Origin of the sequence: Marinitoga sp. 1197, from assembly GCF_001021165.1 — a bacterium.
Classification (GTDB): domain Bacteria; phylum Thermotogota; class Thermotogae; order Petrotogales; family Petrotogaceae; genus Marinitoga.
The window spans coordinates 21,557-35,273 of the sequence record NZ_AZAY01000010.1; the positions used below are offsets into that span (position 1 = coordinate 21,557).

A 13,717-nucleotide genomic window follows, 5' to 3' on the forward strand; every position below is an offset into this window, starting at 1 on the left:
TTTTTTGCACCTTTTAATGTTAAAGTTTAGTTAAAAGAGGTCGAATATAAATAAAGAATATATCAAAATAAAGATATCTATGATAAAATTATAGAGAATATTATTCATTATAAAGGATTCTAAAAGTAAAATTTAGACATTCTATAAAATTTTATACTCGGGGGTGTTATTGTGAAAAAGTTTGGGATTTCACTATTTTTGCTAATTTCTTTATTGGTATTTTCAGTAAATTCTCCAAAGCAACCTATATTGTTTTTTAATGTTGATGATTCAGTTAAAGGATTACCGACAAATTTGCAGAATTTAATAAATATTGCTTTATATGAAAATCTTGATTCTGAAACAAATTTTCCAGTATTTGACTCAAGATTTTCATATAATTTTTATCCACAGGATAATGTATATACAGTAGAAGTTGCTGTTTCTGCAGCTAGAATTCTGGGATTAGAAAATCAAATATTAAAAAAGTATCCACTTTCTTCACCGACATTTGAAGATATAAAATCCGATTTAGAAAAAATTTATATTCAAAACGGTTATGATTTTTCAAGAAACTTTGGATATATGGAATATATTAATGAATATTTTAAAAGCAAACTTGGAGTACCTCTTTTTGATTCTTATATTCCATTAAAAAAAATAGATAAATCTGATGCAATAAAATATATTTTAAAAATATTTACACTATATGCTTTGGAAAACAACTGGAATTTTGGCTATTATATTCCAATGACAAATACGAAAAACATGATTACCTATGCAGAAGAATTAAATTATAGACTCGGTGCAGGGATAAGCTCTCCTGATGATATTGGTTATATTTCGGTATTTGAAAAATACTTTTTTATAAAATATGATGGTAAGATTATACCTGTTATAAAACTACCTTATTTTCAGGAAAATAACACATTTAAAGGTGACAGTTTGATCAATAGAGCACAGTTTTATTCATTAATCAGTGTAATTTTTGGAAATATTCCAAAGCAGATAAATAAAGATGAATTAATTCCTGTAAGAACTTTAAACAATATGATATCTTATTTACCAAAAACAACTTTAACAGGAGAACCTATATTGTTTGAAATCAAATCAACTTCCAGTTCAATAGTAAAATATATAGAACCATATAAATTTTCCAATGATGTTGTAAAATTCAAAACCAAAGATGGCGAATTGATAACACTTGATAATTCTAAAATTACAGTAAAAACAAATTATTATATTGAAAATATTGTAGAAAATACATCACACACAAAAACGTTAAAAAGGCAAAAAGAAGATTATTATAATGGTAAATCCTTTGCTATGAATTATAAATATCTTGATGAAAAAGATGAAAATACAGCTAAATTCGAATTTTTAAGTTCAGGTACAATAAAAAGAGATGAAAATGGAATCTGGATAGTAAACACAACACACGATTATAACAGGAAAATAAAAATACCGAATAATTTGGTTTTATCCAAAAAATTTAAAATAGATGGAAATAATATAAAAATAAAATGGTATTCTGTTGATGTTGAAACACTATCTGAAATGAAAAAGATTGCTACAAAGAGAATTCCTGGTATTCCAGAAAAATACATAAAATTGCACAGAGAAGTGAAAGCTGAAGATATACCGGATAATATAGGAATACTTTTTAAAACAGAAGTAAAATATAATTATAGAAAGAAAATCATAAAATCAGACTATCAAAATTCAACTGTAAATTATTTCAATGTAAAAGATAGGCTAAATGCAAAAAGAGAATATGCAAATTTAAGTTCTTTAAACGAATTTTTGAGTCATTATAATAATTTTGAAAAAATAGATTCTGAAGAAAATTATTCATTTGTAAATTACTGGAAGGATATTTCAAAAAAATTAAATGAGTTAAAAACTGATGAAAAAGCTCATTTTATTCCTGAAATGAAAATAAATATAGATTTAGTTGAAGAAACGTTCTATCAAAAACCTAAAGATATGGAAATATATTTCTGGACATTTTATGGTGGGAAACTTGTATCCTTTGAACCTGCAACATATAGACTATTCACGCAAAAATTTGTAGCTCCACTAAAATACAATCCTAATGCATATTTATATGTAAAATATAAGGATGGAACAACAAAAAGTGGAAAAATAAGAGAAATTGGTAAGAAATTGCTATATAATGATACACATGAATATTTAAGAGATATGCTTCTGTGGTTTCAGGTTGCTTTAAAAGTTGATAAATATGGAAACAGATATCTCGAAATAGTATATATTATTGCAGAAGAAATTTAATAAAGGTGGCTCTCTCTGGAGGTAAATATGAAAAAAAAATACATATTCTTTATTGTTATACCGTTAATATTGTTGGTTTTAATATTTAAACCAATAAAAGTGGTTTTAAACTTAAATACACCATTTGAAAATATGACTTACACAATAAAAATCGATAATAAAACATATGATATATCGAAAGATATATGGATGTTTCCAGGAAAGCACAAAATTGAAATTAACTTAAGCAAAAATACATTTAAAAAAGAAATTAAAGTACCTTATTTTTCTTTTTCAAAGCAGTATTATAACATAGTTTTAAAAGAACCTATTATAAATGTCTCTTATGAAAGAAAAGATTATAATAAAATATTACTTTATCTTAATTCAAAAAACTATATTCTGGATTATTGGAAAATTTCATATAATGATAGAGAATACCAAACAACATTATCAACATATAATATCTATATATCTCCATATGTAAATACTTCATTAAAAGTAAAAGGTTATATTCAAAACAAAAAGATATATGAAAAAATATTTGACATAAAGGCTCCTCTATCTGAAATTATAGATTATAATATAAAGATAGATAATTATATAAATCTATCATTTGAATTAAATAATAAGATGATAAAGCCTGTTAAATATGACATTTATAAAAATGGTGAATTTATTGAAACTATAAAAAATAATAGTTATAAAGACAAATTCACATATGACGTAGTAAAATATGAAATTATTCCAATTTATCCTTCAGGGTATAGAGGAAAAAAATATGAAATTATAAAACCAGCTTTACCAGAAATACCTGATGAAATCAGTAAAAAAGAATTGAATCTGAATTATGACGAAATAACCCTAAACGGTAAAAAATATTCAAAAGAAAACTTTATAGAAGGTAAAAACGCATTAATAATTAAGATAAATAAAAATATAACGTGGTATAAAACAATTACACTTGATACAACTCCGCCAAAAATAGAAAAAGTAACATTAAAATACAATGGTAAATATAAAATCAATATTATCTCTGATGAAAGGGCAAAATTTGAATTAATTACAAAAGAAAATACATATACATTTGAAAGCAACGAATTTGAATTTAAATCAACTGGGAAAGATGCAACTTTACTGGCATATGACGAATTAAACAATAGGACAAACCCTATTATTATTAATTTAAATCCTTTTCCAGAATATAGAATAAATGTTCAGAAAAACTTAATTTCTTTTAAATTTAAAAAAAATAATATTTCTGAATACTGTGAATTAAAGATTCTTGATGAAGAAAATAAATTAATCACCAGAATAGACATAAAAAAATTAAATGACTTTACATTTTCAAATTTATCTCCAGGAAAAGAATATAAATTCATTTTGTATATTGATAATACTTTTAAAAAAACAATATATACAAAAATCACAAAACCACCAGAATTACAAATAAAGAAGTTTGAGAATATAAAAATAGGAACATTTTATATTGAGCTTTTAAATGATTATAATTATAATTATTATTCAATTGAATTTGAAGATTATTCCAAAACAGGCAATTTTTCTGGAAACTTTTTCAATTTGGAAATTCCACTTGAAAAATTAACCAGTGAAGGCACTTTAACCTTATGGAGAGAATTTAAAAATCTAAAAACAAAGAAAATTAAATTAAAATTAAAAGATAATTTTTTATACAAAAAAAAGATATATAAAAAACTTCCAGATATTTTAAAGGAAGAAGATGCTCCATATATTGTCTCTGAAGATCAAAATTTTAAAAACATAAAAATAAAAGGAAAAGTAGAAATATTAATGTTTCCAGATAAAAAAATCGTAGTAAATGGAATAGTTTTTAATAATAAAAGTTCCAAATTAATAATAAAACCTATTAAAGGGAGTTTTAAAGGTATTGAATTAAATTCTGGAATATTAAAAAATACAGAAATATATAATGCTTATACCGGCATCACTATAAATAAAAAGTTTGATTTATATAACCTTGTTATAAAAAATTGTAAAACAGGCATTTATGGAAAAGATGCAATTGGTACAGCGTATAATATATTATTATACGATAATAATATAGGGGTTAATCTTATTAAAAGTTCTGTTGAAATAAAAAATTCCTTGTTTTTTGACAATACAACTGCTTTTAGTTTTTATGACTCGGATATATATCTATACAATCTCTCTATTGCGGATTCAAAACTTGATATTGATTTATATAGTTCCAATTTAAAAATTAAAAGCTCGGATTTTTTAAACAGCATCAACTCAATCAAGAGTAATCTCAGCAATATATATATAAATTCATCTACATTTAGAAATAATAATAAAACAATTAAATCACTTAAAGATGAAAAATTGAAAATAGAAAAATCCAGATTTATAAACAATAATATTTCTCTGGATATATTTGAAACTCCTTTTAATATATACCTTTCAAGTTTTTTAAATAATGAAGTGGCTGTCAAAGTTTTCAATCCAAACAGTAATAAAAAAACAAATATAGAAAAATTTACAATAGAAAATTCAACATTTAAAAATAATAAAATGGATATATATATTGCTGGAAGCAATGATATATATTTAAAAAATACTAACATAAAAAATTATCTGGATGGAACTATATCACCAACATGGGTGGACGAAAGAGGGAAAATTCTAAACAGAGGAATTATAATTAGTGGAGGTGTGAAGTGAAAGCAATAATATTAGCCGGTGGTTCAGGAGAAAGATTCTGGCCATTGAGTACATCAAAAAAACCAAAACAGTTTTTAAAAATTTTTTCCAACAAATCATTAATCCGAGAGACTTTTGAACGATTAAATTACAGATTGCATTCAGAAGATATATACATAGTTACTGCTGAAAAATATAAAAATGAAACATTAAAAGAATTGCCTGAATTAGATGAAAAAAATATATTGCTGGAACCCGTTGCGAGAAATACTGCTCCGGCTTGTTTTCTTGGAACATTGGTTGCGGATGATAATGAAGTTGTATTTATACTACCAGCAGACCATTATATACCAGATAAAGAAAAGTTCTGGGAAACTGTAGAAAAAGGTGTATATGCTGCTGAAAAATATAATGGATTAATTACAATGGGGATATCCCCTACAAGGCCAGAGACTGGTTATGGATATATAGAGGTTGAAAAGGAAATAGAAAAAAAAATATTAAAAGTTTCCAGTTTTAAGGAAAAACCAGATTTAGAAACAGCATTAAAATATTTAAAAGAGGGGAATTATTATTGGAATAGCGGTATGTTTTTTTGGAAAAAATCGATATTTTTAGAGGAAATGAAAAAATACAATGAAGATATATATAACTCATTAATAAAATTGAATCCTTTTAACACAGACCAATTGAATCAAGTATATCCGGATTTAAGAAAAATTAGTATAGATTATGCATTAATGGAAAAATCAAGCATAGTATATACAGTAAAAGCTGAATATGAATGGTCAGACGTAGGAAATTGGGTATCAGTAAGGGATATGGAAGGATTTTCTGATAAAAATGATAATGTATATCTCATAGACAGTAAAAATGTATTTGTAAAATCTGAAAAAAATGTTGGTATTATAGGTCTTGACAATATCATAGTAATAGATACAAAAAATGGTATTTTAGTTGTAAAAGATAATAGAATAAATGAGATACGCGAAATAGTAAGTAGGTTAAAAGAAAAAGGTGAGTTTTAAAACTCTCCTTTTTTATATATTCAAAAAATATTTAAGTTTCTTAACTTTTCTTTTTAGCATATTTAAAAAATAAGTGCTATATGATAAAATAAAGAAGATATATAAAAGTGGGAGGTGTTAAAATGAGTATAAAATGGAAAATATGGAGTTTGGTTTTATTATTGTTACTATTACAATTTGTTTTATTTATTATATCTAACAATGCTTTTTTAAACATTTACAACAATGAAAAGTTATTGGGTGAAAAGTATATATTTAATATGAAAAATATAGGGTTTTATTCAACAAAATTTATGGAAGCCAGAAAAAATGTAGCAGAATATATGGCCTTTAATGATGAAAGCTTAAAAATATCAGCTGAAAATAAAATGCAGGAAGTAATAGATAATATTTCAAAATTAAATTTAGATGAAGATTTAAAGTCTTTGAAATTAAAAGCTATTGATGATATTTCAAATTACTTAAATTTATTAAAAAATTATAAATCTATAGATGCTATAAAAAATGATGCAGATAATTTTAAAATTATAGCTTCAAACGCTATACAGTCATTTAATGAACTTCAAAAGGCTATTGAAGATAGTGAAGAAAAAATAATGAAAAAAAACCTTGATTTAATAAATAAATCGCAAAATTTTGGTGTTATAATAATAATAACTTCTCTGATATTCAGCATTATTCTATCTGTAATAATTATAAGAGTTATTTTAAAAACATTAAATATCTTAATGAATTATGCTAAACATTTATCCGAAAAAGATTATTCCGTGGAAATTCCAGAGATAAAAAATAAAGATGAATTTGGGAGATTGATACAAGTATTTAAAAACATGCATTTACAACTGATAAATGATATGGCGAAAATAAAAGAAGAAAGTTTGACATTAACAACATCTATGGAAGAAATCACACAGGCTATGAATGAATCTGCCGTATCTCTTGAAAAAGTTTCGAGTTCTGTTAATTCCATATCTTCCGAAGTAGAAAATATAACAGCAGCCGTCCAGCAAACAACAGCCTCTGTTCAAGAAATTTCATCTGCAACAAAGTTAATTGCAGATAACGCAACAGAAGCTGCTGAATTCGGACATCTTTCAACAGAGGATGCTGAGAAAGCTGGACATACAGTAAAAAAATCTATTGATAAAATGAAAGAAATTAAAGAAATAACCATTGATATAGAAAAAGTTGTAAAAAGCTTTAATGAAAGTTCTATTAAAATAAGTGATTTTGTTGATACAGTTGCAAATATAGCAGAACAAACCAATTTATTGGCTTTAAATGCTGCAATAGAAGCAGCAAGAGCGGGAGAGGCAGGAAAAGGTTTTGCTGTTGTTGCTGATGAAATTAGGGTTTTAGCTGAAGAAAGCAGAAAAGCTGCAGATGAAATCAGGGAAGTAGTTGAGGGGATACAAACAGTTTCAAATGAAGCTATAAATGTTTCTAATATAATTAACGAAAAGGTAAAAGAAGGCTCTATGCTTTCATCTGAAGCTGGTGAAAACCTCGAGAAAATATTAAAAGCAATAAAAGATATTACTGCAAGATTGGAAAGTATTGCTGCAAGTGTTGAAGAACAAACAGCTGCTGTGGATGAAATAGCTACTGCTATGACAGAATTATCTCAGAATACTATGAGTATAAATGAATTTATTCAGGAAATAAATGCATCAACCGAAGAACAAACTGCAAACATAGAAAACGTTACTGCTGAAGTCAACAGTATGTTAGATCTTGCTAAGAGATTAAAAAATATTGTAAATCAATTTAAATTAAAGGATTGAATTGTATAACATTTATAAATTAAATTTTCTTATACGGTGTCCAAAAATTCAAATTCACTCAGGCAGCTTGATTGCTTATCCTTAAAATTATTTATTCTCAGCCGTCGCTCAGATTTTTCATCCATGAAAAAGCTTCACTCAAAAAAACGTCCTGTTTTTTTGACGGCTTTCATTCATAATTTTAAGGGCAATCTTCGAGCCTTCGTTTCATTTGAGACTTTTTAGACAGCCTATTTTCTTAGACAAAATGATTGGTGGTGGAATTTTGAAAAGAATTACAACAATTATTGTTATATTATTCGCAGTAATTGTTTTTCCAATAAAAATAGGTTTATATTATAATCCACCAAAAATAATAGACGAAAAAAACGGAATTTTTCCTGAACTTTTAAATTATATTTTCGAAAAAGAAAATATTAAACCAGATTATATTTTTGACACATTTCCAAATTTGATAAAAAAATTGGAAAGTGGAGAAATAGATGCTCTTGCATGTTTGGGATATTCAAAAGAGCGGGCGGAAAAGTTTGAATTTAATAAAGAGTTTATTTTATCAGACTGGGCTGTTGTATATATAAATCATAAATCAAATATAGTTAATATCTTTGACCTTGAAAATAAAAGAATAGGTGTTTTAAAAGATGATGTATATTATGCAGATGAATATAAAGGGATAAAAAAAATATTGGAAAATTTCGATATTAAAGTGCGTTTTTATGAATTTAATTCATATGAAGATATATTTAAAGCTTTATCAAAAAATAAAATTGATGCAGCTGTTGTTAACAGGACATTTGGTCTGGCTAATTCAGATGAATATAATTTAATACCAACAGATATAGTTTTTTCTCCATTAAAAATATACATTGCTTTTAATAAAAATTATTCAGAAAAAAATAAGATAATAAAAATATTAGACGAAAACATACGTTTATTAAAATATGATTATAATTCAATATATTATGAAATATTAAATAAATACCTTTATGTTCAAAAAGAAAATATTATACCTAAATGGGTTAAGTTATTTGTTTTCATTTCTTTTTTTCTTATTATAACCTTAATTATTAACCATTATATTTTGGTAAAATTAGTTGAAAAAAGAACGAAACAGTTAAGAAAACTGAATATGGAATTAAGGAAAAAAAATGAAGAATTAGAATCATTTAATGAAGAAATAACCTCGCAAAATGAAGAATTAGAAACATTATATATTCATAATGAAAAATTACAAAATTCATTAAAAATACTTATTAAAACTATATCAAACATAGAAAAAGAAAAATATCTATCAGAAGATCTTTATTTAATCGAATTGTTTGATGCGGTTACTTTTATTTTAGAAGGAATTGAATATGCTGAATTAATCAAATATGAAAACTCAAAGAAGATATTTTTAAAAAGATTTGGAAAGAAAGCTTTAAGAGAAAGTGCTTTAAAAGACAGACATATTATTTTATCAATGGATAATACAATAAAATATTCTGCGTTTTTCAAATTGAATGAATCACTAAACAATCTCGAAATAACCAATGAAACATTAGAATCTTTTAAAACCCTGGCATATGCATTCTTAAAAATAAAAGAAGAAGCAAAGTTAGAAGAAAAATTTAGAGAAGATATTATCAAATCATTAATATCTTTTCTTGAACAACATGACGAATATACAAAAAACCATTCTAAAATGGTAGCAGAATATTCCAGAAAAATAGCTCAAAAGTTGAATTTGAGCGAGGAATTACAAAGTAAAATATTTTGGTCTGCATTACTGCATGATATTGGGAAAATACTTATACCAAATAATATTCTGAATAAAAATGGTGGGTTAACAGAAGAGGAATATAATCAAATAAAAATGCATCCAGTTTATGCATATAATGCTTTGATTAATTCAGAAGGATTAAAAGAAATTGCAATTGGAGTCAGACATCATCACGAAAGATGGGATGGTAAAGGCTATCCTGATGGACTAAAAGGAAAAGAAATTCCTTTGATTTCACAAATAATAGGAGTAGCTGATGCATGGGATGCTATGACATCAAGCAGAGCATATAGAAAAGCAATGGATAAAGAAAAAGCTATCGAAGAAATAGAAAAGAATTCTGGAAAACAATTTTCTCCAGAAATTGTAGAAGTTTTTTTGGCAATTATTAGAGATGAAAATAATTGAAGTTTATTATATTAGATTGTCTAATTTATTATATAATAGCTTTTTTCCAATTTCCAAAATGAACAAAAAGCCAGGCTATAATCATAGCAAGGATATTGCTTATAATCATTGCATAAAAAATACCTAAAAATCCCCATGTATTAGCCATAATAGCGATTAAAGGTATTCTTATACCCCATAATCTTGTAACGTTTATAATCATAGATTGTCCAGTTCTTCCAGCACCTACCAGAGTATTTACAAATACACTCATAGATGAAAAAAATGGTAATGAAAAAGATACATACTTAAAGAAAATTTTTCCTATTTCTATTACTTCTGGTTCATTAATAAAAAAACGTGTTAGATGCGCACCGAAGAAAAAAGTCAATGTGCTTAAAAAGGCTATGATTGTAAAATTAGTTATAAAAGCAATTTTAACAGTTTTTTGGGCATTTTTTATATCATTTGCGCCTAGAAACTGCCCAATCATTGTTGTTACCGCAGCACCAATACCAAAAGATATCATTGTAATAAGATTAATTATTCTATTTCCGATTCCGTATGCACTAACAACAGCAGGGCCAAAACTTGATACAAATTTCATTATCACAACGAACCCAAAAGATGTAAAAGTATAACTCATAGATCCCGGAAACCCAATTGAAAGAATCTTTTTTACTATATATGAATCAAATATCAAATCTGATAAATTAACCTTAAATCCTCTTTCGCCCTTAAAAACAAGATATGAAGATATTAATCCTGTAAATATTCTTGCAGTTGTAGTTGCCCATGCAGCGCCAGCTACCCCTAATGTTGGGAAAGGTCCAAAGCCAAAAATTAACAGAGGATCAAGGATTATATTTATAACAGTGGAATAAAACATCATATGCATGGAAAATTTCGAATCTCCCCAGCCCCTTAAAATAGCTCCAGAAATATTAAATAAAAAAGCAAATGGCATACCAATCATTATAATATTAAAATATTTAATTGCATAAGGAGCTATCTCCTTGCTGTTTTCTCCAGTGATAAGGTTAATTACCGGATTAGATACTAAAACACCTATAAACGCCAGGGTTATTCCTAAAATTATAGCAATAATATAAGCCTGTCCAGCAGTTTTTTGTGACATTTTTTTATTATTCGCACCAGTATATTGAGATACAAGAGAAACTGTAGCATTTGAAAAACCTATTGTAAATGAAATAAAAACAAAAATAACCGGCCACGTTACTGTAGTGGCTGAAAATTCAATCTTACCCAATTTCCCTAAAAAATATGCATCCACTATATTATACATAGTTTGCATCAAATTCGAAATTATTATAGGCCAGCTTAGTAAAAATAGTGACATGATAATGGAATTATTAAAAATATCTACTTTAGTATTTTTTAAAACTTTCTGTGACATAATCTCCTCCTAAAATTCGCTTTGCTAACTATTATAACATATAATAGATTAATTGTCAATAATTGCCATGATTGCGGCCATTCTTCCTGTATTTTTTTCTTTTCTATATGAAAACAACAAATCTGTATTTTTATATGTATCAATATTTGAATTTAAGATATGTTCTTTTCTTATACCGGTATTAATAAGCGTATATTCTATTGTCTTCCATATATCTATTAAATATTTTTCATTTTTACCTGGTTTTATAATCTCATTTGAAAAACTAAAATTTTTTTCATTAAAAATTTTTTCAAAAATATTTTTCACATCTTCTTTGACCTCAAAACTTTCCGGTCCTATAGATGGTCCCAGTGCAACTAAAATATCCTTTGGGTTACAACCAAATTCTTTAATCATTTTTAATACAGTTTTTTCACCAATTTTTTTAACCGTTCCTTTCCAGCCTGAATGCGCCAGAGCAATAACCTCCTTTACTGGATCAAAGAAATAAATAGGTGTACAATCTGCATATAATGTCACTAAAAATAGATTCTTCTTGTTTGTAATTAAACCATCCGCATTTTTAACCTTCCTTTTAAAAAGAAAATTATTTGATTTGAATGATTCATCTATAATTAAAATATTATCTTTATGTACTTGATCAGAAAGTATTATACTATCTTGTTTTATATTAAAAGTTTCGCATAATTTTAAATAATTCATATAAACATCATTTAAAGCTGTTTGTGTATTAACTCCCAGGTCTAATTCTTTACCATTATATCCTGTTTTTCTTGTAGTAAATATATGAAATAAATTCCCATAATTCTCAAATATGGGAATAGTAAAATAATAAATATCATCTTTTTTCTTTAAAGTGAAATTACCAATTTTCATATTATCCTCCTTTAGATTTTCTAATAATCAATATATTATATCATAGGTTGTTTAAAAAGTCTCAAATGAAACGAAGGCTCGAAGATTGCCCTTAAAATTATGAATGAAAGCCGTCAAAAAAACAGGACGTTTTTTTGAGTGAAGCTTTTTCATGGATGAAAAATCTGAACGACGGCTGAGAATGAATAATTTTAAGGATAAGCAATCGAGCTGCCTGAGTGAATTTGACTTTTTAGACATCGTATATATAATTTAAATATAATATTTTTAACTTTTATTAACATAACGAACCTTTTTTTGATGTATAATATAGTTTGTAAAACTAACAATTGGAGTGATTAGATGAAAAAATTATTATATTACACATTTTTAAGCAGTCTTGCACAATCCATATATAGAATAGTTTTTAACTTGTTTTTAAGGGATTTAGGTTTTAATAATACGTTTATAAGCCATATAACATCACTTGAAATGATAGGTTCCGCTTTTCTAGGATTATTAATTGGAATAATGGGGGATAAATTTGGAAAAAAAATAATGTTAATATTTTCATCGGTAACATTTGCTGCCATTACATTTTTAAGAATTTCAATACCCTCAGAAACAATGTTAATATATACAGCTTTAATTAATGGTGGAGTGTTAACTTCAAGGATGATTTTGCTTAATTCATTAATTGTGGATATTACAACACATGAAAATAGAGGGAAATATTTTGGATACAATTTTGGATTATTCATGGGAAGTGGTTTAATAGGTAACTTAATAGGTGGGTCAATTGGAGAAGTCTTTGGCTTTAGTGCGGCGCTATTGATTACAGGAATTACACATTTATTTTCCAATTTTTTCTTACTACTGGTACATGAAGACAAAAAACACCATTCGGAAGTTTCTATAAAAGAAATCTTCAGTCTAAAAGATTTTGATGAATTGCAGAGTCATATTGTAAAAATACATTTAATAAGAACATTTTTAATAGGGTTTGGTGCAGGATTATTTGTTAATTTTGGAAATGTCATATTCAAAGATTTGTTTAATATGCAACCAACTATTATAGGTGTGGCCCTTGCTTTTGCACAGCTTGGGGCTTCGCTGGGTTCTATATTTTCATCCAAACTTTCAAAAAAGTTTGGAGCATATCAATTTACACTTTTCTTAAATATACTTGTTATACCTTTAATAATATCCTTTGCATATGTACGAGACCCATATTTATTTACTGTATTGTATGCTTTGAGATTTTCGTTTATGAATATGACCAATCCCGTATCTACAACAATTATTATGAGTTATATACCTCAAAATAAGATAACAACAATAAGCAGTTTCAGAAATTTTTTAAATTTTATATCTCGTTCTCTTGCAGCTTTAATATTTGGATATATAACATCTTTTACAAATGGATATACATATCTATTTTTAATTAGTGCATTATTTTATTTTATTTCTTTAATATTATTAAAGTTTCTGTTTAAACCCATTCTGAACGATAAAATATTTATGAGCTTATATAAAAAGAATATATAAT

At 26.0% G+C, this 13,717-nt stretch carries 8 protein-coding genes; 6 read left to right on the plus strand and 2 right to left on the minus strand.

Annotated elements, in window-relative coordinates:
* Positions 1–171 precede the first annotated feature (171 nt).
* The 5 genes from X275_RS02830 (at position 172) to X275_RS11315 (ending at position 9,914) form a co-directional block, all read left to right on the plus strand.
* On the plus strand, positions 172–2,271 hold the full coding sequence (locus X275_RS02830; RefSeq protein ID WP_047267436.1) for a hypothetical protein: 2,100 nt from the start codon (positions 172–174) through the stop codon (positions 2,269–2,271).
* Between the two features lie 27 nt (positions 2,272–2,298).
* Complete coding sequence (locus X275_RS02835) at positions 2,299–4,953, plus strand: hypothetical protein (RefSeq protein WP_047267437.1); 2,655 nt, start codon at positions 2,299–2,301, stop codon at positions 4,951–4,953.
* The gene (locus tag X275_RS02840; protein WP_047267438.1) at positions 4,950–5,960 is read left to right on the plus strand and encodes a mannose-1-phosphate guanylyltransferase; all 1,011 of its coding nucleotides are present in this window, start codon (positions 4,950–4,952) and stop codon (positions 5,958–5,960) included. The genes X275_RS02835 and X275_RS02840 overlap by 4 nt, the downstream gene beginning before the upstream one ends.
* A gap of 122 nt (positions 5,961–6,082) precedes the next feature.
* Positions 6,083–7,744, plus strand: a complete 1,662-nt coding sequence (locus X275_RS02845) for a methyl-accepting chemotaxis protein (RefSeq protein ID WP_047267439.1) — start codon at positions 6,083–6,085, stop codon at positions 7,742–7,744.
* A 265-nt stretch (positions 7,745–8,009) separates the two neighbouring features.
* Positions 8,010–9,914: an HD domain-containing phosphohydrolase gene (locus X275_RS11315; RefSeq protein ID WP_197072584.1), complete on the plus strand. Its 1,905-nt coding sequence runs from the start codon at positions 8,010–8,012 to the stop codon at positions 9,912–9,914.
* A 28-nt stretch (positions 9,915–9,942) separates the two neighbouring features.
* Here X275_RS11315 and X275_RS02855 read toward each other — a convergent pair whose 3' ends face one another.
* The gene (locus tag X275_RS02855) at positions 9,943–11,310 is read right to left on the minus strand and encodes an MATE family efflux transporter (protein ID WP_047267440.1); all 1,368 of its coding nucleotides are present in this window, start codon (positions 11,308–11,310) and stop codon (positions 9,943–9,945) included.
* Positions 11,311–11,358: 48 nt separating this feature from the next.
* Complete coding sequence (pgeF, locus tag X275_RS02860) at positions 11,359–12,189, minus strand: peptidoglycan editing factor PgeF (RefSeq protein WP_047267441.1); 831 nt, start codon at positions 12,187–12,189, stop codon at positions 11,359–11,361.
* Positions 12,190–12,531: 342 nt separating this feature from the next.
* Here pgeF and X275_RS02865 point away from each other — a divergent pair, with 342 nt between their 5' ends.
* Complete coding sequence (locus X275_RS02865) at positions 12,532–13,716, plus strand: MFS transporter (protein WP_047267442.1); 1,185 nt, start codon at positions 12,532–12,534, stop codon at positions 13,714–13,716.
* Position 13,717: the final 1 nt, after the last annotated feature.

Excerpts from the sequence above, each read along its gene's own strand:
- X275_RS02835 (WP_047267437.1), top strand. The coding sequence starts at position 2,299 with ATGAAAAAAAAATACATATTCTTTATTGTTATACCGTTAATATTGTTG.
- X275_RS02845 (WP_047267439.1), top strand. The coding sequence starts at position 6,083 with ATGAGTATAAAATGGAAAATATGGAGTTTGGTTTTATTATTGTTACTA.
- X275_RS02855 (WP_047267440.1), bottom strand. The coding sequence starts at position 11,310 with ATGTCACAGAAAGTTTTAAAAAATACTAAAGTAGATATTTTTAATAAT.
- pgeF (WP_047267441.1), bottom strand. The coding sequence starts at position 12,189 with ATGAAAATTGGTAATTTCACTTTAAAGAAAAAAGATGATATTTATTAT.
- X275_RS02865 (WP_047267442.1), top strand. The coding sequence starts at position 12,532 with ATGAAAAAATTATTATATTACACATTTTTAAGCAGTCTTGCACAATCC.